At 59.5% G+C, this 23,710-nt stretch carries 23 protein-coding genes; 16 read left to right on the top strand and 7 right to left on the bottom strand.

Going from position 1 to position 23,710, the window contains the following annotated elements; all coding sequences use genetic code 11:
- The first annotated feature begins 18 nt into the window (after positions 1-18).
- Positions 19-552, top strand: coding sequence for a DUF1003 domain-containing protein (locus J9870_RS22485; protein WP_210640212.1), 534 nt, complete (start codon positions 19-21; stop codon positions 550-552).
- A gap of 23 nt (positions 553-575) precedes the next feature.
- Here the strand turns inward: J9870_RS22485 and J9870_RS22480 are convergent, their stop codons facing one another.
- Positions 576-1,184 (bottom strand): TetR/AcrR family transcriptional regulator, encoded by a 609-nt coding sequence (locus tag J9870_RS22480; protein WP_210640210.1) that lies wholly within the window; start codon positions 1,182-1,184, stop codon positions 576-578.
- A 188-nt stretch (positions 1,185-1,372) separates the two neighbouring features.
- Here J9870_RS22480 and J9870_RS22475 point away from each other — a divergent pair, with 188 nt between their 5' ends.
- A complete protein-coding gene (locus J9870_RS22475) occupies positions 1,373-2,431 on the top strand; it encodes an MBL fold metallo-hydrolase (protein WP_210640208.1) in 1,059 nt (352 codons plus the stop codon).
- A 7-nt stretch (positions 2,432-2,438) separates the two neighbouring features.
- Here the strand turns inward: J9870_RS22475 and J9870_RS22470 are convergent, their stop codons facing one another.
- Positions 2,439-2,756 carry a helix-turn-helix transcriptional regulator gene (locus tag J9870_RS22470; RefSeq protein WP_210640207.1) on the bottom strand — a complete coding sequence of 106 codons (318 nt, stop codon included), beginning with the start codon at positions 2,754-2,756 and terminating at the stop codon, positions 2,439-2,441.
- A 71-nt stretch (positions 2,757-2,827) separates the two neighbouring features.
- Positions 2,828-3,616: a helix-turn-helix transcriptional regulator gene (locus J9870_RS22465; protein ID WP_210640205.1), complete on the bottom strand. Its 789-nt coding sequence runs from the start codon at positions 3,614-3,616 to the stop codon at positions 2,828-2,830.
- A 112-nt stretch (positions 3,617-3,728) separates the two neighbouring features.
- Between J9870_RS22465 and J9870_RS22460 the strand changes: the two genes are divergently transcribed.
- Both J9870_RS22460 and J9870_RS22455 read left to right on the top strand, forming a co-directional pair.
- Positions 3,729-4,541 carry a sulfite exporter TauE/SafE family protein gene (locus J9870_RS22460; protein WP_134925488.1) on the top strand — a complete coding sequence of 271 codons (813 nt, stop codon included), beginning with the start codon at positions 3,729-3,731 and terminating at the stop codon, positions 4,539-4,541.
- 126 nt (positions 4,542-4,667) lie between these two features.
- The gene (locus J9870_RS22455; RefSeq protein WP_210640204.1) at positions 4,668-5,858 is read left to right on the top strand and encodes a DUF3298 domain-containing protein; all 1,191 of its coding nucleotides are present in this window, start codon (positions 4,668-4,670) and stop codon (positions 5,856-5,858) included.
- Here J9870_RS22455 and J9870_RS22450 read toward each other — a convergent pair.
- The 4 genes from J9870_RS22450 to J9870_RS22435 form a co-directional block, all read right to left on the bottom strand.
- Positions 5,855-6,841, bottom strand: coding sequence for a hypothetical protein (locus tag J9870_RS22450; protein ID WP_210640202.1), 987 nt, complete (start codon positions 6,839-6,841; stop codon positions 5,855-5,857). The genes J9870_RS22455 and J9870_RS22450 overlap by 4 nt on opposite strands.
- A gap of 250 nt (positions 6,842-7,091) precedes the next feature.
- Entirely contained in the window at positions 7,092-8,339 is a 1,248-nt protein-coding gene (locus J9870_RS22445) for a ribonucleotide-diphosphate reductase subunit beta (RefSeq protein WP_003204812.1), read from the bottom strand.
- A gap of 489 nt (positions 8,340-8,828) precedes the next feature.
- Positions 8,829-9,044, bottom strand: coding sequence for a hypothetical protein (locus tag J9870_RS22440; protein WP_210640201.1), 216 nt, complete (start codon positions 9,042-9,044; stop codon positions 8,829-8,831).
- A 32-nt stretch (positions 9,045-9,076) separates the two neighbouring features.
- Positions 9,077-9,340: a DUF2790 domain-containing protein gene (locus J9870_RS22435; protein WP_210640199.1), complete on the bottom strand. Its 264-nt coding sequence runs from the start codon at positions 9,338-9,340 to the stop codon at positions 9,077-9,079.
- Between the two features lie 430 nt (positions 9,341-9,770).
- On the opposite strand from J9870_RS22435, the gene acs reads away from it, so the two are divergent.
- From acs to J9870_RS22375, 12 genes are all read left to right on the top strand, one after another.
- Positions 9,771-11,726 carry an acetate--CoA ligase gene (acs, locus tag J9870_RS22430; protein WP_210640197.1) on the top strand — a complete coding sequence of 652 codons (1,956 nt, stop codon included), beginning with the start codon at positions 9,771-9,773 and terminating at the stop codon, positions 11,724-11,726.
- Between the two features lie 603 nt (positions 11,727-12,329).
- Positions 12,330-13,103: an ABC transporter substrate-binding protein gene (locus J9870_RS22425; RefSeq protein ID WP_210640196.1), complete on the top strand. Its 774-nt coding sequence runs from the start codon at positions 12,330-12,332 to the stop codon at positions 13,101-13,103.
- Positions 13,104-13,193: 90 nt separating this feature from the next.
- Positions 13,194-13,883, top strand: coding sequence for an ABC transporter permease (locus J9870_RS22420; RefSeq protein ID WP_134925476.1), 690 nt, complete (start codon positions 13,194-13,196; stop codon positions 13,881-13,883).
- Complete coding sequence (locus J9870_RS22415) at positions 13,880-14,578, top strand: ABC transporter permease (RefSeq protein WP_134925475.1); 699 nt, start codon at positions 13,880-13,882, stop codon at positions 14,576-14,578. The genes J9870_RS22420 and J9870_RS22415 overlap by 4 nt, the downstream gene beginning before the upstream one ends.
- Before the next feature lie 56 nt (positions 14,579-14,634).
- Positions 14,635-15,399: an ATP-binding cassette domain-containing protein gene (locus tag J9870_RS22410; RefSeq protein WP_109753908.1), complete on the top strand. Its 765-nt coding sequence runs from the start codon at positions 14,635-14,637 to the stop codon at positions 15,397-15,399.
- A gap of 113 nt (positions 15,400-15,512) precedes the next feature.
- Positions 15,513-16,493 (top strand): GlxA family transcriptional regulator, encoded by a 981-nt coding sequence (locus J9870_RS22405; protein ID WP_210640189.1) that lies wholly within the window; start codon positions 15,513-15,515, stop codon positions 16,491-16,493.
- 358 nt (positions 16,494-16,851) lie between these two features.
- Positions 16,852-18,072: an aspartate aminotransferase family protein gene (locus tag J9870_RS22400; protein WP_210640187.1), complete on the top strand. Its 1,221-nt coding sequence runs from the start codon at positions 16,852-16,854 to the stop codon at positions 18,070-18,072.
- A gap of 243 nt (positions 18,073-18,315) precedes the next feature.
- The gene (gene aruF / locus J9870_RS22395) at positions 18,316-19,335 is read left to right on the top strand and encodes an arginine/ornithine succinyltransferase subunit alpha (RefSeq protein ID WP_092201660.1); all 1,020 of its coding nucleotides are present in this window, start codon (positions 18,316-18,318) and stop codon (positions 19,333-19,335) included.
- A 45-nt stretch (positions 19,336-19,380) separates the two neighbouring features.
- Positions 19,381-20,406, top strand: a complete 1,026-nt coding sequence (gene astA, locus J9870_RS22390; protein ID WP_210640186.1) for an arginine N-succinyltransferase — start codon at positions 19,381-19,383, stop codon at positions 20,404-20,406.
- Positions 20,403-21,872, top strand: a complete 1,470-nt coding sequence (gene astD, locus J9870_RS22385; RefSeq protein WP_210645383.1) for a succinylglutamate-semialdehyde dehydrogenase — start codon at positions 20,403-20,405, stop codon at positions 21,870-21,872. The genes astA and astD overlap by 4 nt, the downstream gene beginning before the upstream one ends.
- A gap of 131 nt (positions 21,873-22,003) precedes the next feature.
- Positions 22,004-23,350, top strand: a complete 1,347-nt coding sequence (gene astB, locus J9870_RS22380; RefSeq protein ID WP_210640184.1) for an N-succinylarginine dihydrolase — start codon at positions 22,004-22,006, stop codon at positions 23,348-23,350.
- A gap of 69 nt (positions 23,351-23,419) precedes the next feature.
- A complete protein-coding gene (locus J9870_RS22375) occupies positions 23,420-23,707 on the top strand; it encodes a hypothetical protein (RefSeq protein WP_003178862.1) in 288 nt (95 codons plus the stop codon).
- The last annotated feature ends 3 nt before the right edge of the window (positions 23,708-23,710 follow it).

The raw sequence follows: 23,710 nt of genomic DNA, 5'->3' as shown, positions 1-23,710 counted from the left end.
CAGGCGGAGATCATCACGATGACGAAACCCTCGCAACCTCCTACCACCGCTCCAGTTGACCACTTGCGTTTTCATCGCCCTCACGCTCATCTGGCGCCGACCTTTGGCAATGACCGCTTTGCGCTGCGCGCGGAGGCGTTCGCGCGTTTTTTCGGGACGCCGATGTTCCTCGGTGCGCAAACCCTGATCGTGCTGCTATGGATCAGCCTGAACCTGATGGGCGTCTTTCATTTCGATGCCTACCCATTCATTTTGCTGAATCTGGCGTTCAGTCTGCAGTCGGCCTATGCCGCCCCACTGATCCTGCTGGCGCAAACCCGACAGGCTGCTCGGGATAAAGCCCAGGCGGAAGCCGACGCTCAACATCGTGAAGCCTTGGCGATTGCTAACAGTGAGCGTCAGGCCCAGGCCGCGCAGAACACCGCACAGTTGCTCGAGTTGTTGGAGCAGAACACCCGCCTGACGGAAATGACCAAGGCATTGACCGAGCGTATCGACAGCCTGACCACTGAAATGCACCAGAAATTTGTCAGCAAGCCTTCGCTGCAGTAGTCCTTTTCGCAGTCAACTGATGCTCAGGCCTGGTAGCGGGCCAGGAACATGTCGAGGGCCGATTCGATCACCTGTGTCTGTTCATCCTGGGTCAGGCTGGGCTGGCCCATGGAGATCTGCGGCCAGAAGGCGAATGTCTTGAGCAGACCATGCATTTGCTGGGCGGCAAATGCCGGTTCTACGGGTTTCAATCGACCATCAGCCAGAGCCAGACGAATCCAGGCGGTCAAGCCTTCTTCGCGCTGGCCCATGCGCGCGACCATATCCTGCGCCCGCTCAGGGGAGTGAATCGTTGCGGCGATGGCGATGCGTGCCAGGTCGAGGAAGTTATCGTCCGCCAGCATGTGTAATTTGGCTTGCAGCAACGTTCGAAGTTGCTCCCGTAAGGGCTTTTTTGAATTGTAGGGAGTGTCCTGTTCTGCGGTAATGCTGTTCCATAACCGATTCAGAATTTCGGCAAACAGTTCTTCCTTGCTCGGGAAGTGGTTGTACACCGTGCGCTTCGATACGCCGGCCGTCGCCGCGATCTTGTCCATGCTGGTGATCTCGAAACCGCTGCTACGAAATTCAGCAATCGCGGCCTGAAGGATGGCTTCGCGTTTTCGCTCGGTGAGGCGCTGCGGTACGGTCATGGGCATTCGTCGGCAGGGAAGAGGAACTTACACTCGGCAGTTTACTTGCTCCCGGGATTCATGCAATCTAGAAACTACACCGAGCGGTGTAGTTTGTGCCTCGAGCGGCTGAGCGTGCATGCAACGGCCATCCAGCGTCCCACAACGGCGAATCGGAGTTCCGACGATGCCCTTGGAGTTATCGCACCATGACCATCCCTTCTTTTCCCACCGACAATCCGTCTGCCCACCCTTCATCCCGGCAGGAACAGGGTAAGTATCGCAATCACGCTTTCACTCCGCGGCAAGGGTTTGGCACCACCCTGCGCATCATCTGGAACATGACCTTCCACAAGCCGCGCACCACCCGGCCTGCAGGCACCATCGAGGTTCAACCGTTGACGCGCGCCGCCCTGCTGGCCGCGCCGAACAACAGCGTCTGGCGCCTGGGCCATTCCACTGTTCTGCTCAAGCTGCGGGACAAATTCTGGCTGACCGACCCGGTGTTCTCCGATCGCGCCTCCCCCGTGCAATGGGTCGGCCCCAAGCGTTTTCATCAGCCACCCATCAGCCTGGAAGAGCTGCCGCCGATTGAAGCGGTGATCCTTTCTCATGATCACTACGACCACCTCGATTATCAGGCCATTCTCAAACTGGCCGCTAAAACTCGCCACTTCCTCACCCCTCTTGGCGTGGGTGACACGCTGGTCAAATGGGGCATCGACGCCAGCAAGGTACGTCAGTTGGACTGGTGGCAAGGCACCGAAGTGGACGGAATCGAGTTCATTGCCACGCCCTCCCAGCACTTTTCCGGTCGTGGCCTGTTCGACAGTAACGGCACGTTATGGGCCTCGTGGGTGATGATCGACGGCGGCAGCCGGATTTTCTTCAGCGGCGACACTGGTTATTTCGACGGTTTCAAACGCATCGGCGAACAATACGGGCCCTTTGACCTGACGCTGATGGAAACCGGCGCCTATAACGTCGATTGGCCGCATGTCCACATGCAACCGGAGCAAACCCTGCAGGCTCATATCGACCTCAAGGGCCGCTGGCTGCTGCCGATCCACAACGGTACGTTCGACCTGGCGATGCACGCCTGGTACGAACCCTTCGACCGCATCCTGGCCCTGGCCTGGGAGCGCAACATTTGCATCACCACGCCGCAAATGGGCGAAGCATTCACCTTGGCGCAGCCGCAACGCGGCCGAGCCTGGTGGTTGGATGTGGAGCCTTCGGTTTATCAGGATCAGCCCGACATGGCCTGATTATCGATTATTCGATCATTGAGTAGTCTGCCCGTCCCATCGGATCCGGCGTGGCGCCCTTGATATTCATGCCGCGTCCCGGTGCGAACCCGGGGAAGAACACCAGGCCTTCGGCTTCCAGCCGGAAGGCCAGGGCCAGGCGGGTCACGTCGAGCAGTTCGCCGCCGGCCTCGAAGCGCCGGATGGCCTGGACCGAAACACCGGACTGCCGGGACAGCTCCTCGACACTCCAGCCCAGCATGGCTCGGGCCTGTGCGCTGTGGGCGGGGGTGAATTGATAGACAGCGATGCGTTCCAGAGTGGTTTTGATTGCGAGAGAGGCCATGGGAGTTCTCCAAAGCTGTGGATTCAAAAAATACTGTGTTTTTGTACAGTTGTTTTGAACCCGGATCAATCTCATTTTTTTGATCGATGACCAGTGGTATTCGCCAACCAGGCACTTGGGGCGTGGCCCAGTACCCGGCGGAACATGGTGGAGAACGCGGCGGGACTGTCGTAGCCCAGATCCAGAGCGATACGGGTTATCGAATCTCCTACGACCAATCGGGACAATGCCGACATCACACATGCCTGCTGCCGCCATTGGCTGAAACTCAACCCGGTTTGCCGGCTGAACAGGCGATTGAATGAGCGCAAGCTGACAGGTAATTGCGCCGCCCACTGTACGGGCGAGGCGTGGGCGTGCGGGTATTTCAGAAACGCCTGACACAAACCAAGCAGGCGCGGGTCCTTGGGCAGTGGAAGGTGCAGCGGCAAATGAGCGCTGCGCAACAGTTCGTGCAGCAACAGATTGATTAGCGCACCGTCCCGCCCAGCCTCGTCGTAATCAGGCGCAAGTTCCACGGCTTCCAACAGCAACTGGCGCATCAGGGGGGACACGTTGATGACCTGGCAGCGGGCGTCCATGGCCGCTACCGCTGCCGGTTCGATGTACAAACTGCGGGTGCTGACCCCCAGCATCAGCACTTCATGGGCCACCCCTGGTGGAATCCACACCGCCCGTTGCGGTGGCACCACCCAATTGCCATCCTCGGTGCTCACCTGCATCACGCCAGTGGCGCCGTACAGTAACTGCGCCCGGCGATGGTGGTGCAATGGCAATAAATGTCCGTGGGGGTAATCGGTGCCAATCGCGACGACTTCCCTGGGCATCGCATCCAATAAGTCGATCGAAGTGTTGCGCATCGATGAGCCACTCGTGATTGGCGTAAGCGCGAACATTATTGACCTATTTGCTACAGCAGGCCAGGCTTCGCTTACCTATCGTGGGCACCTCCCTTTTCATGGATTCGCCTCGATGTTCTATGTATTGCTCGCGTGTTTCGGCTGCCTGAGTGGCGTGACGGCGGTGCTGTTCGGTTTCGGTGGTGGCTTCGTCGTAGTGCCCTTGATGTATCGCATGCTCACAGCCAGCCACGGTGTTGACGACCCCATCGGCCAATCGGCGATGCACATTGCCGTGGCCACCTCCACCTGCGTGATGGTGGTCAACGGGCTGATTGCCACCGCAAAGCATCACCGCGCCGGTAACCTCATTCGCTATTACCTTTGGCCGTTGGCCGGCTATATCGGCCTGGGCGCAGTCGTAGGAGCCGTGGCAGCGATATGGGTGAGCGGCGAAGTGATTCGCTATGGTTTCATCGTTTATCTGGGAATCACGATTCTGGACTGCCTGTTCAGACGCGGTTTTCTTACACACTCTGACGCTGTAGCCCCACGCCCATTGGGCAGGGCAGAAGTAGGGGGAGGTGGAGTTGTCATCGGCGCCATTGCTACGTTTCTGGGCGTAGGAGGTAGCGTCATGACTGTGCCGTTGCTGCGCCGTCGTGGGCTGAGTATGTCCCAGGCAACATCTATGGCGAACCCATTGAGTTTGCCGGTTGCGGTGGCCGGAACGCTGACTTACATGGCCGTGGCGGGGGTTACCAGGGATTTGGGGCCCTGGCTTGTCGGGTATGTGGATTTGCAGGCGTTCGCGGTTTTGACGATAGGATCGTTAGTGGGGATTCGCCTTGCTACGCCTTGGATCGGGCGCATGTCGGATCGACTTCATGCGCGGGTTTATCTCGGCTTGCTAGTGGTCGTGATGCTGGGCGTATCGGCACAGTAACTCGCTACTCGGCGTTGTTTAAATTCCCACGATGAAGAGTGACATATCGATTCCCGAATGCAGATTCGCCATACTTCGCGCCACTCTTTTCCCGAGCGAACGCTCGCTGCTTTCCAGGAAGATTCTATGTTCAAAGGACTGTTGCTTCTTGCATCCAGTGTCACGTGCCTGCTCGCGCTCTGTTCGACAGCCAGTGCCGAAGGAGGCAGTCGCGTCTTTACCGGCACCTTGGGCAAGATGCCGATTGTGCTGGGGCTCAACACCGCTCAAGAGGACGAAGTCATCGGTCGCTATTTCTATGAGAAATATCATCGTGATTTGGGGTTGAGTGGCTCGCTGAAAGAAAAGACCCTGACGCTGGTCGAGGGCGGTACCCGTTACGACGACGGCCAATCGCTGCCGACCCTGACGCTGCAAAAAACGGCCAACGGCTGGCAGGGTGAATGGAAAAGTCTCAAGGGCAAAGTTCTGCCCGTGCAGTTGACCGAAGCCAGGCTCCCGGCACCTGGGGCCGATCTTCTCCCCGTTATCGCCGAGCTGCAAAAAAGTGACCCTTATGAGTATCTCCGCCTGCAAGGCTTGAAACTCAAACCGGGCAAGAAAGAATCTTTCATGGGCCATGACTTGCAATGGTGGACGGAGCCACAATCCGGTATTTCCATGTTCAGCGTCGAGTCCGGCTACTCGAAAGACGAGCTACAGCGGGTCAATCGACAATTGTTGGGGCGCCTCTGGACCGAAGTCATCAGCTACTACGGTTGTCTGTTGCAGGGTGCCGATAATGCCGAGTTCGACCAAGGCGTCGCGCCCAAATACCTATCGCCCGATGTGATCAGCCTGAACATTTCCACCAGCTATTACTGCGGCGGCGTCCACCCGGATTTTGGCAATTCGCCGCTCACGCTCGACGCGCACACCGGCCACACTCTGTCGCTGGAAGACGTGCTCTGGGCTGGCACAGACAAGCCACCGCTGCACGCCGGCCACGACGACGCGGGTGATGCCTCGTTGACCGATGAAGAGAGCAGGGCGCGATACACTTACCAACGCGAAGTATTCGCGCCATGGCTGATCAAGCAATTCACCACGCTGTACCCCGACGAGATGCTGAAACCAACGGATGAGGACAGCTGCGACTACACCGATGAAGGCGTCTGGGGCTATTCCAATTGGTACTTCACCGAAAAAGGTTTGTACCTGGGACCGTTCTTCGCCCGCGCGCAACGCGTCTGTGATGACCCCGGCTGGTCGGTGCTGCCGTACGCCGTCGTAAAACAACACCCCGGTGCGGTCAAGCTGCAATTGCCCCTGGACTAGCCCTCAGCCAACCCCGGTGCCTCTCGAATAATGAAGTGATCCAGGTTCTCGATATTGGCACTGAACACCCCGAACGTCTGCTCGGGGTTTTTCTTGCTCGGCACCTGTTTCAACTCCGGCGTCACGCCATAAAAGAAGCAATACAAATCCCGCTCACTGTCGACGGCATGCTTGATCTCTTCCAGAAACGCTTTGCGCTTGCGGTAGTTGTCGATCAGCTTCTTGCTCAGGTAAACGTTGACCGAGTATGGCTTTTTCTTCGCCTCGTCCGGTTGCTTGAACCAGACCTTGGCTTCGAAGTCGATTCGAAAGCTTTGCGTGTAATCCTTGATCTCCTTGATCTTGCCCCAGTAAATCAACCCCTTGTTGTCCAGCAGGTAATCGATCTTCTTGAAGAACGAGGCATAGGGCGCCGTGTGCTCGCCAATCTTCAGCGGCATGCGCTTGAGCAGGTCCTTGTTGTCGAAGTTCGATACGAAGCACTCCACTGGATGGGCGAAGACGCTGGTCTTGTCCGGCGACGAGTCGCGGTTCGGGTGCTCGACATGGTTGGCGACCGAGGGCACTCGCTCGTTGCGCAGAACGTCCGCCGCTACCGTCGGGCTGGACGGCTTACGCACATACTCACGCCGAGTCAGCAACAACTCTGACGGGAAATGTTCCTCCCGACTGTCATCCGTTTCCCCTCCATCCGCCTCTAGGCCCGACGCCGGAGTTTTCAGGCTGGCATAAGGACAACCCTCGATATGCCGCGTACTGGGAATATTCTTGAAGTGCGGCGTGCGCACGTAATTTACATTCTTGGCGTTGAACGTCCCCAACACATTCATCGCGTCAAACGCCGTTCGACAGGCATCGTTGGGGCATTGGAACTGTTCTTTCGCGGAGTCGAACGCCATCGTCTCGTCGAAATTCAAATCGCGCACGTCATAGATCGACAGCTTATCGTCGAGGCTGAGGCAGTAGGCGAGGTCGAATTTCATGGTGGGCTCGGGTCCTTGAGTGGGGAAGGGTATTAATAGCGGGAGGCGGAGTGGGTTGCACTGAATGTTTTTGCCACAGCGCAAAACCCGCAGCAATGCATGGGTCAGTGGGCAACAGTCTGAGATGACATCTTGTCTATGTTTGAGAGTTGGCTTTGGGTTAAATGCGACTTTGGTTCTGTAGGATACAAAAAACCCCGTTTTCACGGGGTTTTCAGTCAAGCGTGCAGCCTAGGGTTTTTCTTTCGAATCAATCCCAGCTCAAAGCCCCACCCGTTTGATACTCAATCACTCGCGTCTCAAAGAAGTTCTTCTCTTTCTTCAAGTCCATGATCTCGCTCATCCAAGGGAACGGGTTAGTCGTCCCTGGGTACTCTTCCTTCAGACCAATCTGCGACAGGCGACGGTTAGCGATGAACTTGAGGTAGTCCTCCATCATCGCCGCGTTCATGCCCAGCACGCCGCGAGGCATGGTGTCGCGGGCGTATTCGATCTCCAGCTGGGTCCCTTGCAGGATCATCTGGGTCGCTTCTTCCTTCATCTCGGCATCCCACAAGTGCGGGTTTTCGATTTTGATCTGGTTGATCACGTCGATGCCGAAGTTCAGGTGCATGGATTCGTCGCGCAGGATGTATTGGAACTGCTCGGCGACGCCGGTCATCTTGTTGCGACGGCCCATGGACAGGATCTGGGTGAAGCCGCAGTAGAAGAAGATGCCTTCCAGAACGCAGTAGTAGGCGATCAGGTTGCGCAGCAACTCTTTGTCGGTGTCCGGGGTGCCGGTTTCGAACTTCGGATCGGAGATCGAACGGGTGTATTTCAGGCCCCAGGCGGCTTTTTTCGCGACCGATGGGATCTCGTGGTACATGTTGAAGATCTCGCCTTCATCCATGGCCAGCGATTCGATGCAGTACTGGTAGGCGTGGGTGTGGATCGCCTCTTCGAAGGCCTGGCGCAGGATGTACTGGCGGCACTCCGGGTTGGTGATCAGGCGGTACACGGCCAGGACCAGGTTGTTGGCAACCAGGGAGTCGGCGGTGGAGAAGAAACCCAGGTTGCGCATCACGATGCGGCGTTCGTCGTCGGTCAGGCCTTCCGGGTTTTTCCAGAGGGCGATGTCGGCGGTCATGTTGACTTCTTGCGGCATCCAGTGGTTCGCGCAGCCGTCCAGGTACTTCTGCCAGGCCCAGTCGTATTTGAACGGCACGAGCTGGTTGAGGTCGGCGCGGCAGTTGATCATGCGCTTTTCATCGACGGCGACACGGGCAGAGGCGCCTTCGAGTTCAGCGAGGCCTTCGGCGACGTCGAGTTTGTCGAGGGCGGCCTTGGCGCGAATGATCGCGGCCGAGTCGCTGGCCGTCACGGCCCGGGCTTCGAGGGCGGCGGCACCGCCGGCGCTGTCGAGGCGGTCCATGTTGGCTTCAGAAGCGTGGCCCGCGTTGGCGCCTTTGACAGCGACTTCGCCGTCTTCTTTGTCGAATTCGTCCCAGCTCAGCATGACGTGTCGTCTCCTGCGTGAGGGCCAGATGCCCGATGAAGGCCTACTGGCCGCGGTGGATCTTGAAAAAACGTTTGTTGCAGCAGCTGACGCAGGCAATAAACAGAAAAATGTACGGGTCATTCCGGAGCTGCTGTGAACGCGAGGCGATGATTGGCCCTCGCGTGGGCTCCAGGCTGGCGTGATCCCCTGTAAGGGAATATTGCAGGCCCGTTTGAGGCGGCATTATAAGGACTTTTTTGCCTACGTGCTGCGGCGAAATGGCTCACAGAAGGGGGAGCGACGGGCATATCCGCTTGGGAGCGAGTATTTACAAGGCTTTGGCCGCCGAAGATTTTTTTTGCATGGGTCGGCTGACGGTTTTTTTTGATCAAAAAACCAGCGTTTTTTGCGGTTTTGCACTACATGTTGTGTTTTCGGCGGGTTTTGAGCGCCTCCAGACACAACCAGGCCCGATCGAAATCGGGCCGTGGAAAATGCCAGTAATGATCAATCGGTATGGGCGGAACCGGTGTGATCGCTGCCATCGGAGGCGATGGTGGTTGGTCCCGCGGTGTTGTAGTCGTCAGTGGCGATGCTGGCGGAATCCGCCACGTCGTACCGACTGATCGCGGCGGCGGAGCCGGTGCGATCGAACCCGTCGGCGGCGAAGGTATTGGTGCCCAGTACGGACAAGGTCAGGGCGAGGATCAGTTTGGTTTTCATGGTGGTTGCTCCAAATTCCTTTATGTAGTCAATCAGCCGTTGGAGCAGCCGTTGCCCATGACGCTGTAGCGCAGAATGTGGCGCTGGCCCTTGGAGTCGTCGTATTCCATCTTCGCCGGGACCACTTCGCAGACATTGGGGATTTCGCTCATGGAGATGACTTTGGCGATGTCCAGGTGGGTGGAGTAGGTGTACTCCTCAATGGCCGGTTTTTGCTGTGCGACATCGGTCGGGGCCTCGTCTGCCATCGCGCTGGCGCAGAGGCTGCCGAGGACCAGAACCCATAAAGCTTTCATCTAATTCACCTTTCTTGAGGTCGAGTGGGGTCACGCAACCTTTTGGGGTTGCGTGTGGAGCTTGGTTTTGGAGGTTGGATTAACGGCCTTCGTGGGGGCTGTGTTGCGTTAATCGTGTTTGCCGGTTGGCGAGGTGAATTCTAGGAGGTGGCGTTAATCGCAAAAAGACCGGGTTTTGATAAACACTGTTGGTTGATCTGGTAATAATCGCTGCAGGTGGCGGGGGTTGTCTGTTGCATCTATGTTGGATTTGCCGCCGCCATCGCGAGCGAGCTCGCTCCCGCAGGAGAATGCCCGCAGGCAGGGCCTTGCACGTTAGTACCGACATTTTGTAGGGACTTGTTACTACCATCGTCGAATGGTTCTATAGGCCCGCCCCGGGCTACAACGGGACCATACAAAAACAACTATTGTCACCGAGGTAAGAAAGATGAGTGCGGCTTCTGTGTATCCCGTTCGTCCCGAGGTTGCGGCCAATACGCTGACTGACGAGGCGACCTACAAGGCGATGTACCAGCAGTCGGTGGTCAACCCGGACGGCTTCTGGCGCGAGCAGGCCAAGCGCCTGGACTGGATCAAGCCTTTCACCACGGTGAAGCAAACGTCCTTCGACGATCACCATGTCGATATCAAGTGGTTTGCCGATGGCACCTTGAACGTTTCCTACAACTGCCTCGACCGCCATCTGGCCGAGCGCGGTGATCAGGTTGCGATCATCTGGGAAGGCGACGACCCTGCCGAGAGCCGCAACATCACCTATCGTGAACTGCATGAGGAAGTCTGCAAGTTCGCCAACGCCTTGCGTGGCCAGGACGTGCATCGCGGCGACGTGGTGACGATCTACATGCCGATGATCCCCGAAGCCGTGGTCGCGATGCTGGCCTGTGCCCGGATCGGTGCGATCCACTCGGTGGTGTTCGGCGGTTTCTCGCCTGAAGCGCTGGCTGGTCGGATCATCGACTGCAAATCCAAAGTGGTGATCACTGCCGACGAAGGTGTTCGCGCCGGCAAGAAGATTCCGCTCAAGGCCAACGTCGATGACGCGTTGACCAACCCGGAAACCAGCAGCATCCAGAAAGTCATCGTGTGCAAGCGCACCGCTGGCAACATCAAGTGGAACCAGCACCGCGACATCTGGTACGAAGACCTGATGAAGGTGGCCGGCACCGTTTGCGCGCCGAAGGAAATGGGCGCCGAAGAAGCGCTGTTCATCCTCTACACCTCCGGTTCCACCGGCAAGCCCAAGGGCGTGCAGCACACCACGGCCGGCTATTTGCTGTATGCGGCGCTGACCCATGAGCGGGTGTTCGACTACAAGCCGGGCGAGGTCTACTGGTGCACCGCTGACGTGGGTTGGGTCACCGGCCACAGCTACATCGTCTACGGCCCGCTGGCCAACGGCGCGACCACGCTGCTGTTTGAAGGCGTGCCGAACTACCCGGATATCACTCGGGTGGCCAAGGTCGTCGACAAGCATAAGGTCAGCATCCTCTACACCGCGCCGACTGCCATCCGCGCGATGATGGCCTCGGGCACCGCCGCTGTCGAAGGCGCCGATGGCAGCAGCCTGCGCCTGTTGGGTTCGGTGGGCGAGCCGATCAATCCGGAAGCCTGGGACTGGTACTACAAGAACGTCGGCAAGGAACGTTGCCCGATCGTCGACACCTGGTGGCAGACCGAAACCGGTGGCGTGCTGATCAGCCCGCTGCCGGGCGCCACGGCGTTGAAACCAGGCTCGGCCACCCGTCCATTCTTCGGTGTGGTGCCGGCGCTGGTGGATAACCTTGGCAACCTGATCGAAGGCCCGGCCGAAGGCAACCTGGTGATCCTCGATTCGTGGCCAGGCCAGGCGCGTACCCTGTACGGCGACCACGACCGTTTCGTCGACACTTACTTCAAGACCTTCAGCGGCATGTATTTCACCGGTGACGGTGCGCGTCGTGACGAGGACGGCTACTACTGGATCACCGGTCGGGTGGATGACGTGCTCAACGTGTCCGGTCACCGCATGGGCACCGCCGAGATCGAAAGCGCCATGGTCGCCCACCCGAAAGTCGCCGAAGCGGCGGTGGTGGGTGTGCCGCACGACATCAAGGGGCAGGGCATTTATGTCTATGTCACTCTCAATGCCGGCGAAGAAACCAGCGAGGCCTTGCGCCTGGAACTGAAGAACTGGGTGCGCAAGGAAATCGGTCCGATTGCTTCACCGGATGTTATCCAGTGGGCGCCGGGCTTGCCGAAAACCCGTTCCGGCAAGATCATGCGCCGCATCCTGCGCAAGATCGCCACGGCGGAGTACGACGGGTTGGGTGATATCTCCACCCTGGCCGATCCGAGTGTGGTGGCGCATCTGATCGAGACGCACAAGACCATGAACGTCGCCTGACGGTAGCCAGTAACACCGAAAGCCCCGCCGGGAATTTTCCAGGCGGGGCTTTTTTGTATCCGGCGCAGACCTTTGTGGCGAGGGGGGGTATCCCCTCGCCACAGGTTTTGTGCATGGCTGACATCATCTACGAATAAATATCGATCTTCAAAGTCGGACGCTTCCGAACGTTACCCATGTTTCGAAATGTGTAACCAAAGGCGCCACAACGGGGCAACGGGAAACGCAAAGCCCCGTTTCAGGGCCTTTGCGCACCCCTCATAAAATAAGCCGACACGCTGTGCTTGCCGGATTAGAAGGGTTTGCGAATAATGGGCCCGCTATTTGCAGCATAGATCGGTTTCCCTTCTTTTGCTCTTGCATGAATTTGCGAAGCTGTCAATGAGCTCGATCCGCTTTCTCGGTGCTTCTGTAATTTGTTGTCGCATTGAAGAAATATCGGCTTCGGGCCTGTCGTTAGAATGCCGATCACTCGCTCGTCGTGGCTCGCGTTGAATAAAGCGTGAGCTTCCTAGGACGCAGCACCAAAGTTCGTTTCACCCATTCGCATATTGGGCTGTTGCTCACTCTGCCGTTTTCGCCCTATACCGATGGAGTTCCAAGATGAAGAAACTTGTGCTGCTTGGCGCCCTGGCACTGTCCGTGCTGTCCCTGCCGACCTTCGCCGATGAAAAGCCTCTGAAGATCGGTATCGAAGCGGCCTACCCTCCGTTTGCCTCGAAAGCTCCGGATGGCAGCATCGTCGGTTTCGACTACGACATCGGCAATGCGCTGTGTGAAGAGATGAAGGTCAAGTGCGTGTGGGTCGAGCAGGAGTTCGACGGCCTGATCCCGGCACTCAAGGTGCGCAAGATCGACGCGATCCTGTCGTCCATGTCGATCACTGAAGATCGCAAGAAGTCTGTTGATTTCACCAACAAGTATTACAACACTCCGGCCCGCCTGGTCATGAAGGCGGGTGCCCAGGTCAGCGACGGCCTGACCGAGCTCAAGGGCAAGAACATCGGCGTGCAGCGCGGTTCGATCCACGAGCGTTTCGCCCGTGAAGTCCTGGCCCCGCTGGGTGCCGAGATCAAGCCATACGGTTCGCAGAACGAGATCTACCTGGACGTGTCCGCCGGCCGTCTCGACGGCACCGTGGCCGACGCCACCCTGCTGGATGACGGCTTCCTCAAGACCGACGCCGGCAAGGGTTTTGCCTTCGTGGGCCCGGCCTTCACCGACGTCAAATACTTCGGTGATGGCGTAGGGATCGCGGTTCGCAAGGGTGATGCGCTGAAAGACAAGATCAACAGCGCGATCGCCGCTATTCGCCAGAACGGCAAATACAAGCAAATCCAGGACAAGTACTTCGCCTTCGATATCTACGGCCAGTAACAACGTCCCGCCACTCGTGCGAAATGGCGCAAGCAACAGGGTCTCTGCGGTTTGCGCCATTTTTTCATCCCACTTTCGAGGACCTGAATCATGTTGAAAGGCTACGGGGCTGTCATCCTCGATGGCGCATGGTTGACGCTTCAGCTCGCCTTGTCGTCCATGGCCCTGGCCATCGTCCTGGGGCTGATCGGTGTTGCCTTGCGCCTCTCGCCGGTGCGTTGGCTGGCGTGGCTGGGCGACCTGTATGCCACGGTCATTCGCGGCATTCCCGACCTGGTGCTGATCCTGCTGATTTTCTACGGCGGCCAGGACCTGCTCAATCGCGTGGCTCCAATGCTCGGTTATGACGATTACATCGACCTGAACCCGCTGGCGGCCGGTATCGGTACCCTGGGCTTTATCTTCGGTGCGTATCTGTCGGAAACCTTTCGCGGCGCGTTCATGGCGATCCCCAAGGGGCAGGCCGAGGCGGGCATGGCGTACGGCATGAATGGCTTCCAGGTGTTTTTCCGGGTGTTGGTGCCGCAGATGATTCGCTTGGCCATCCCGGGCTTCACCAACAATTGGCTGGTGTTGACCAAGGCCACCGCGCTGATTTCGGTGGTGGGCCTGCAAGACATGATGTTCAAGGCCAAGCAGGCGGCGGATGCCACGCGCGAGCCTTTCACCTTCTTCCTGGCAGTGGCGGCGATGTACCTGGTGATCACCAGTGTCTCGTTGCTGGCATTGCGTCACCTTGAGAAGCGCTATTCGGTAGGCGTAAGGGCGGCTGATCTATGATCTTCGACTACAACGTCATCTATGAAGCCTTGCCGCTGTACTTCAGTGGCCTGCTGACCACTTTGAAGCTGCTGGCACTGTCGCTGTTCTTCGGTCTGCTGGCGGCGTTGCCCCTGGGGCTGATGCGCGTCTCGAAGCAGCCGCTCGTCAACATGACGGCGTGGCTCTACACCTACGTGATTCGCGGCACGCCGATGCTGGTGCAGCTGTTCTTGATCTATTACGGGTTGGCGCAGTTCGAGTTCGTGCGCGAGAGTTTCCTCTGGCCGTGGCTGTCCAGTGCGACCTTCTGTGCATGCCTGGCGTTCGCTATCAACACCAGTGCCTACACCGCCGAAATCATCGCCGGCAGCCTGCGGGCCACGCCTAACGGTGAGATCGAAGCGGCCAAGGCCATGGGTATGTCGCGCTATAAGTTGTATCGCCGGATCCTGCTGCCGTCGGCCTTGCGCCGGGCGCTGCCACAATACAGCAACGAAGTGATCATGATGCTGCAGACCACCAGCCTGGCGTCCATCGTGACCCTGATCGACATCACCGGTGCCGCGCGCACGGTGAATGCGCAGTACTACTTGCCGTTCGAGGCTTACATCACGGCCGGCGTTTTCTACCTGTGCCTGACCTTCATCCTGGTGCGCCTGTTCAAACTGGCCGAACGCCGCTGGCTGGGTTACCTGGCCCCGCGCAAGCACTGATAACGCATCGATCCGATCGACTGCTCAACGACTGACGTTTTGTGAGAACCGACCGCATGTACAAGCTTGAAGTCCAAGACCTGCATAAACGCTATGGCAGTCACGAAGTGCTCAAGGGCGTGTCCCTGAAAGCCGCCGCCGGCGATGTGATCAGCATCATCGGCTCCAGTGGCTCCGGCAAAAGTACCTTCCTGCGTTGCATCAACCTGCTTGAGCAACCCCACGCCGGCAAGATTCTGCTCAACAATGAAGAGCTGAAGCTGGTGGCCGGCAAGGATGGCGCCTTGAAGGCTGCGGACGCCAAGCAGCTGCAGCGCATGCGTTCGCGGCTGTCGATGGTGTTCCAGCATTTCAACCTGTGGTCCCACATGACCGCGCTGGAAAACATCATGGAAGCGCCGGTGCATGTGTTGGGCGTGGCCAAGGCCGAGGCTCGCGAAAAGGCCGAGTATTACTTGAACAAGGTTGGCGTGGCGCATCGCAAGGACGCTTATCCGGGCCATATGTCCGGCGGCGAACAGCAGCGCGTGGCGATTGCCCGGGCGCTGGCGGTGGAGCCAGAGGTGATGCTGTTCGACGAACCGACCTCGGCCCTTGACCCGGAGCTGGTGGGTGACGTGCTCAAAGTGATGCAGGCCCTGGCCCTGGAAGGCCGGACCATGGTGGTGGTGACCCACGAAATGGGCTTTGCCCGGGAAGTGTCGAACCAGTTGGTGTTCCTGCACAAAGGCCTCGTCGAAGAAAGCGGCAACCCGCGCGAAGTGCTGGTCAATCCGCAATCGGAGCGTCTGCAACAATTTCTTTCGGGCAGCCTCAAGTAATCGCTCCCGTTACGCACCTGATTTGGGTCATGCTGCGCACCGCGCGCCAGATGGTCTAATTTGGTTGCAGCCGCTTTTGGCTTTAACACTGTTTTCGCTTCGGATTGCCCGCCATGACTGCCCATCGAATTGGTTTCCTGATTTGGCCCAGCACTAAAGCCTTGACGCTGGCGCTGGCCGAGGAGGCCTTGCGTGTCGCTCAGTGGGTGCATCCGGACGTGGTCTACGAACTGTCGTTCTTGCAGGCCGAGCCGCCGGTCGACGGCGCCTGGCAACTGCCGGGTGAGCCTTGGGCCGGCAAGCTCGAGGGTTTCCAGAAGCTGTTCCTGCTGGCCGATGAGCCACCGACCGCGCTGGCCTCGTCTCTGAGCAGTGCCCTCAAGCAGTTGGTGCGTGCCGGTTGTGTGATCGGTGGTTTGTCCGCCGGGGTCTATCCCTTGGCCCAGCTGGGTTTGCTCGACGGTTACCGGGCCGCCGTGCATTGGCGCTGGCAGGACGACTTCTCCGAACGCTTCCCCAAGGTCATCGCCACCAGCCATCTGTTCGACTGGGACCGTGATCGCCTGAGCGCTTGCGGCGGCATGTCGGTGCTTGACCTGTTGCTGGCGGTGTTGGCGCGCGATCATGGCGCGGAACTGGCCGGTGCGGTGTCGGAAGAGTTGGTGGTCGAGCGCATCCGTGAGGGTGGCGAGCGCCAGCGCATCCCGCTGCAGAATCGTCTCGGCTCCAGCCATCCGAAGCTCACCCAGGCCGTGTTGCTGATGGAAGCCAACATCGAAGAGCCGCTGACCACCGATGAAATCGCCCAGCATGTGTGCGTGTCCCGTCGGCAATTGGAGCGGATCTTCAAGCAATACCTCAACCGCGTGCCGAGCCAGTACTACCTGGAACTGCGCCTGAACAAGGCCCGGCAGATGCTGATGCAGACCAGTAAGTCCATCATCCAGATCGGTCTGTCCTGCGGTTTCTCCTCGGGGCCACACTTCTCCAGCGCCTACCGCAACTTCTTCGGCGCCACGCCGCGGGAAGATCGGAACCAGCGGCGCAGCAGCAGCCCATTCGAATTGTCGTCGGTGCCGTCCGAGCGCGGCTAGGCGGCAAGACTGCGGATAGGGCGGTCAGCACAAAAAATTGTGGGGGCGAGCTTGCTCGCGATAGGGGTGTATCAGCCACCTACTTTGTAGCTGACCCACTTCTATCGCGAGCAAGCTCGCTCCCACAGGTGTTTTTTGCCTGGCAGCGGAAATGTGGATGCAGGTCCCTCAAATCCCTTGGCAACGTTTAAACTGCGCCTTTGCGACGCTATTTGTCGCATTGCCGTAAACCCGCGAAAAACGTGGGTTGGCGCTATAAGAAGTTGTCGCTTGGCGGCAAGGCCGGGCTGAAAACTGTCCTTACAATCCTCACCAAGCCCGCCAGTTTCAGGCGGGTGTTCCTTTTCAGGAGACTCCGATGTCCGTTGAGCAAGCTGCGGTACAACGCGCCGATTTCGACCAGGTTATGGTTCCCAACTATGCACCTGCTGCCTTCATCCCGGTGCGTGGCGCCGGTTCCCGCGTATGGGACCAGTCCGGCCGCGAGTTGATCGACTTTGCCGGCGGTATTGCAGTCAACGTACTGGGCCACACCCACCCGGTGCTGGTCGCAGCCTTGACCGAGCAGGCCAACAAGCTGTGGCATGTGTCCAACGTATTTACCAACGAACCGGCCCTGCGCCTGGCCCATAAGCTGGTCAACGCAACCTTTGCCGAGCGCGCGTTTTTCTGCAACTCCGGCGCTGAAGCCAACGAGGCCGCCTTCAAGCTGGCCCGTCGTGTCGCGTTCGATCGTTTCGGCAGCGAAAAATACGAAATCATCGCTGCGCTCAACAGCTTCCACGGCCGCACCCTGTTCACCGTCAATGTCGGTGGGCAGTCGAAGTACTCCGACGGTTTCGGTCCTAAAATTACCGGCATCACCCACGTTCCTTACAACGACCTGGCGGCTTTGAAAGCGGCTATCTCGGACAAGACCTGCGCCGTGGTGCTGGAGCCGATCCAGGGTGAGGGCGGCGTGCTGCCGGCCGAGCAGGCTTACCTGCAAGGTGCCCGCGACCTGTGCGATGCCCATGACGCGCTGCTGGTGTTCGACGAAGTGCAGACTGGCATGGGCCGAAGCGGCCACCTGTTCGCCTACATGCATTACGGCGTGGTCCCGGACATCCTCACCAGTGCCAAGAGCCTGGGCGGTGGTTTCCCGATCGCGGCGATGCTCACCACCGAAGCGCTGGCCAAGCATCTGGTCGTCGGCACTCACGGCACGACGTATGGCGGCAACCCGCTGGCCTGCGCGGTGGCCGAAGCGGTGATCGATGTGGTCAATACCCCTGAGGTGCTTGCTGGTGTCAAAGCCAAGCATCACAAGTTCAAGGTTCGCCTGGAGCAGATCGGCGAGAAGTACGGCCTGTTCACCCAGGTGCGTGGTCTGGGCCTGTTGATCGGTTGCGTGCTGAACGATGCCTGGAAAGGCAAGGCCAAGGACATTTTCAACGCCGCCGAACAGGAAGGCCTGATGATTCTGCAAGCCGGCCCGGACGTGATTCGTTTCGCCCCGAGCCTGGTGGTGGAAGACGCCGATATCGATGCCGGCCTGGACCGCTTCGAGCGGGCTGCGGCGAAGCTGACGCAAGCCTGAGGCTCTAAAGGCTGAACCGGATTCCTGTGGGAGCGCGCTTGCTCGCGATGGCGCCGGTTCAGCTTGCACTGAGGTTGAATGTACCGCTGCTATCGCGAGCAAGCTCGCTCCCACAGGGGCCTTGCAGTGACTGAAAAATCGAATACCGCCGCAGATGCAATGCGAGCCTGTGTGTTCGTTTAGTTTTTTCCTGTGTATCGACCCGACGGTCGAACCGTTTATTTCAAGTTAAGGAGTGACACCATGCTGGTGATGCGCCCCGCGCAAATGGCTGATCTGGGCGAGGTACAGCGTCTGGCTGCGGACAGTCCGATCGGTGTCACTTCCTTGCCGGATGACGTGGAACGCCTGAGCGACAAGATCGCCGCAAGCGAAGCTTCGTTTGCTGCCGAAGTCAGCTTCAATGGTGAAGAAAGCTATTTCTTTGTCCTCGAGGACACTGCGACCGGCAAGCTGGCAGGCTGTTCGGCCATCGTCGCTTCGGCCGGCTATTCCGAACCGTTCTACAGCTTTCGTAACGAGACCTTCGTCCACGCCTCCCGTGAGCTGAAGATCCACAACAAGATCCACGTGCTCTCCCAATGTCACGACCTGACCGGCAACAGCCTGTTGACCAGTTTCTATGTGGTGCCCGAGTTGGTCGGCTCGCCATGGTCGGAACTCAATTCCCGCGGGCGCTTGTTGTTCGTCGCCAGCCATCCGGAGCGGTTTGCCGATTCGGTGGTGACCGAGATCGTCGGCTACAGCGATGAGAATGGCGACTCGCCGTTCTGGGATGCCATCGGTCGCAATTTCTTCGACCTCAATTACGCCGCCGCCGAGCGCCTGTGCGGGCTGAAAAGCCGCACCTTCCTCGCCGAGCTGATGCCCCATTACCCGATCTATGTGCCGTTGTTGCCGGACGCCGCCCAGGAAGCCATGGGCCAGGTTCATCCGCGGGCGCAGATCACCTTCGACATCCTGATGCGCGAGGGTTTCGAGACCGATCATTACATCGACATCTTTGACGGTGGCCCGACCTTGCATGCCCGTGTCTCGGGGATCCGCTCGATTGCCCAGAGCCGCGTGGTGCCGGTCAAGATCGGCGAACCGGTCAAGGGCGTTGGCCGGCAATACCTGGTGGCCAATGCTCAGTTGCAGGATTACCGCGCCGTGCTGCTCGAGCTCGACTACGCGCCGGGCAAGCCGGTGACCCTGGACATGGAAGCAGCCGAAGCCCTGGGTGTTGGCGAAGGTGCCAGCGTGCGCCTGGTAGCGGTTTAACGCCAGTTTCGCGGGTGGCGCAAGCGACCCGTTTGAGGAGATAGCATGATCGTTCGTCCCGTACGCAGCAGTGACTTACCCGCTCTAATTGCCCTGGCCCGCAGCACCGGCACCGGCCTGACCACCTTGCCGGCTAACGAAGAGCGCCTGGCCCATCGGGTCGGCTGGGCCGAGAAGACCTTTCGCGGCGAAGCCGGGCGCGGTGACGCGGACTACCTGTTCGTGCTCGAAGACGACGACGGTCGGGTGGTCGGTATTTCCGCCATTGCGGGCGCCGTGGGGCTGCGTGAGCCCTGGTACAACTTCCGGGTCGGCCTGACGGTCAGCGCCTCCCAGGAACTGAATATCTACCGGGAAATTCCGACGCTGTTTTTGGCCAACGACCTGACTGGCAATTCCGAGCTGTGCTCGCTGTTCCTGCACGCCGACTTCCGTACCGGCCTCAATGGCCGGATGCTGGCCAAGGCGCGGCTGTTGTTCATTGCCGAATTCCCACAATTGTTCGGCAACAAGATCATCGCCGAGATGCGCGGCATGTCTGACGACAACGGTCGTTCGCCGTTCTGGGAAAGCCTGGGCCGACACTTCTTCAAGATGGAATTCAGTCAGGCCGATTACCTGACCGGCGTGGGCAACAAGGCGTTCATCGCCGAGCTGATGCCCAAGTTTCCGCTGTACACGTGCTTTCTGTCTGAAGATGCCCGGGCCGTGATCGGCCAGGTTCACCCAGACACCGAGCCCGCGCTGTCGATGCTCAAGAGCGAAGGTTTCAGCTACCAGGGTTACGTCGACATCTTCGACGCCGGCCCGGCGGTGGAATGTGAAACCGGCAAGATCCGCGCGGTTCGCGACAGCCAGGCGCTGGTCCTGGCCATCGGCACGCCGGGCGACGATGCCACGCCGTTCCTGATTCATAACCGCAAGCGCGAAGACTGCCGCATTACCGCCGCACCGGCGCGCCTCGCTGCGGGCACCCTGGTGGTCGACCCGCTGACCGCCAAACGTCTTCAACTCAACGCTGGCGATCAGGTGCGTGCCGTCGCGTTGTCTGCTGCTCGGGAGTCGAAATAATGAATTCGCTGTACATCGCAGGAAGTTGGCTGGAAGGCCAGGGCGACGTATTTGAGTCGTTGAACCCGGTGACCCAGCAGGTGCTGTGGTCTGGCAAGGGGGCCACGGCCGCGCAGGTGGAATCGGCGGTGCAGGCGGCGCGCCAGGCCTTCCCGGATTGGGCCCGGCGTTCTCTGGACGAGCGCATCCAGGTGCTGGAAGCCTTTGCCGCGAGCCTGAAAAAACACGCTGACGAACTGGCCCATTGCATCGGTGAGGAAACCGGCAAGCCGTTGTGGGAAGCGGCCACCGAAGTCACCAGCATGGTCAACAAGGTCGCTATCTCGGTGCAGAGCTATCGCGAGCGTACCGGCGAAAAGAGCGGTCCCCTGGGCGACGCCACCGCCGTGCTGCGCCACAAGCCTCACGGTGTGGTCGCAGTGTTTGGGCCCTACAACTTCCCCGGCCACTTGCCCAACGGGCACATTGTCCCGGCCCTGCTGGCCGGCAATTGCGTGCTGTTCAAACCCAGCGAGCTGACGCCGAAAGTCGCCGAGTTGACGGTCAAGTGCTGGGTCGAGGCCGGTCTGCCGGCGGGCGTGCTGAACCTGCTGCAAGGGGCGCGGGAAACCGGTATCGCCCTGGCGGCCAACCCGGGCATCGACGGGCTGTTTTTCACCGGCTCCAGTCGCACCGGCAATCTGTTGCATCAACAGTTTTCCGGTCGTCCGGACAAGATCCTGGCGCTGGAAATGGGCGGTAACAACCCGTTGGTGGTGGATGAGGTGGCCGATGTCGACGCGGCGGTCTACACCATCATTCAGTCCGCCTTCATTTCCGCCGGCCAGCGTTGCACCTGTGCGCGCCGCCTGCTGGTACCGGAAGGCGCGTGGGGCGATGCCTTGCTGGCGCGCCTGGTGGCGGTCAGCTCGACCATCGAGGTTGGGGCCTTCGACCAGCAACCGGCGCCGTTCATGGGCTCGGTGATTTCCCTGGGCGCCGCGAAAGCCTTGATGGATGCGCAAGACCATTTGCTCGGCCTGGGTGCCGTGCCGCTGTTGGCAATGACCCAACCCCAGGCCCAGGCGGCCTTGCTGACGCCGGGTATCCTCGACGTGACAGCGGTGGCCGAACGTCCTGACGAGGAGCTGTTCGGGCCGTTGCTGCAGGTGATTCGCTACACGGATTTCCCAGCGGCGATCGCCGAGGCCAACAATACTCAATATGGCCTGGCCGCCGGGTTGCTGTCGGACTCCCAGGCGCGTTACCAGCAGTTTTGGCTCGAGAGCCGTGCCGGTATCGTCAACTGGAACAAACAGCTGACGGGGGCTGCCAGCAGCGCACCGTTCGGCGGTGTCGGCGCTTCGGGCAACCATCGCGCCAGCGCTTATTACGCGGCGGATTATTGCGCCTACCCGGTGGCTTCCCTGGAAACCCCGAGCCTTGTCATGCCGGCTGCCCTGACCCCTGGCGTGAGAATGGTGTGAGCCCCAATCGCGAGCAAGCTCGCTCCCACGGGGTTTTGCGCAATCCTTTGTGGGAGCGAGCTTGCTCGCGATGGCCGCACCGCAGTTGTTATTGATGCCTATAAAAAACAGATTCTCGTGGAGCCTCGCTGATGAAATCCTATGAAGTCAACTTTGACGGTCTAGTGGGGCCGACCCATAACTACGGCGGGCTCTCGTACGGCAACGTCGCGTCCCAGAGCAACAGCCAGCAGTCCTCCAACCCCAAGGAAGCGGCGTTGCAGGGCCTGGCAAAAATGAAAGCGCTGATGGACATGGGTTTCCAGCAAGGGGTGCTGGCGCCACAGGAGCGCCCGGACGTAGCAGCCCTGCGTCGGTTGGGCTTTGCCGGCAGCGATGCGCAGGTGATTCAGCAGGCCGCGAAAGAAGCGATGCCGCTGCTGGTCGCCAGTTGCTCGGCCTCCAGCATGTGGGTGGCCAACGCCGCGACCGTCAGCCCGAGCGCCGACACCGCTGACGGTCGCGTGCATTTCACTGCCGCCAACCTGAACTGCAAATACCACCGCAGCATCGAACACCCGACCACCAGCCGCGTGCTGGGAGCGATGTTTGCTGACCAGCAGCACTTCGCCCATCACGCCGCCTTGCCGGCAGTGGCGCAGTTCGGCGACGAAGGCGCGGCTAACCATACCCGTTTCTGTCGCGCCTACGGCGAGGCCGGCGTGGAGTTTTTCGTATTCGGCCGCAGTGCCTTTGACACCCGTTACCCCGCACCGCAGAAATACCCGGCGCGCCAGACCCTGGAAGCCTCCCAGGCTGTCGCGCGTCTGCATGGGCTGAGGGAGGAGGGCGTGGTGTATGCCCAGCAAAACCCGTCGGTGATCGATCAGGGCGTGTTCCACAACGACGTGATCGCGGTGGGCAACGGCGAAGTGTTGTTCTACCACGAGGATGCGTTCCTCGAGACCGACAAGATGCTGGCCGAGTTGAGCCGCAAACTCGCCAAGGTCGGTGGGAAATTCCAGTCGGTGTGTGTGCCACGTTCAGCGGTGACTGTCGATGACGCCGTGCGCTCCTACCTGTTCAATAGCCAGCTGCTGTCGCGTCCCGACGGCTCGATGCTGTTGATCGTGCCGGAAGAGTGCCGCAGCAACGAACGCGTCTGGCAATACCTGCAAGGCCTGACGGGCGCTGGCGGGGTGATTCGCGAGGTCAAGGTCTTCGATCTCAAGCAAAGCATGCAGAACGGTGGCGGCCCAGCCTGCCTGAGGTTACGCGTGGCCCTCAATGAAACCGAGCTGGCGGCCGTCAACCCAGGGGTTATCATGACCGCGCCGTTGTACGATTCGCTGACCCAATGGGTTGAGCGACACTACCGCGACCGCATGACCGAAAACGATCTGGCAGACCCGCAGTTACTGCTCGAATGCCGTGCGGCTCTGGATGAACTGACACAAATCCTTAAACTTGGCGCGGTTTATCCTTTCCAGATCAATTGAAAGCGCGCGCGACCTGACTACAGTCAAAGCAGGGCGCGTTGCCTTATCCCCAGACGAGAACGTTAAAACATGAGCGATACTCTGCAGCTGATCCTTGAAGACACCGACGGCACCCAACTGGAAACCTCCTGCACTCGCGTTGCGGTGATGTGGCAAGGCAAGGAATTGTGGATCCAGCAGGACGGCCGCGGCCAGTTGCTGATCGGCGTCGATGTCGAGGAAGGGGATGAGGAATACGCCAACCTGTTGTTGCGTCCATTGGCGACCAACCTGGTCAGCCTGCAACTGGAAATGGAACCGGCGGACGTCGGCGACGATGACCATGTCCATGGCCCGGATTGCGGCCACGACCATTAAGGA

Source organism: Pseudomonas sp. Tri1, from assembly GCF_017968885.1.
Lineage (GTDB): Bacteria > Pseudomonadota > Gammaproteobacteria > Pseudomonadales > Pseudomonadaceae > Aquipseudomonas.
Note: the sequence above shows the minus strand (reverse complement) of the source record. Positions and strands in the feature narration are given on the sequence as shown.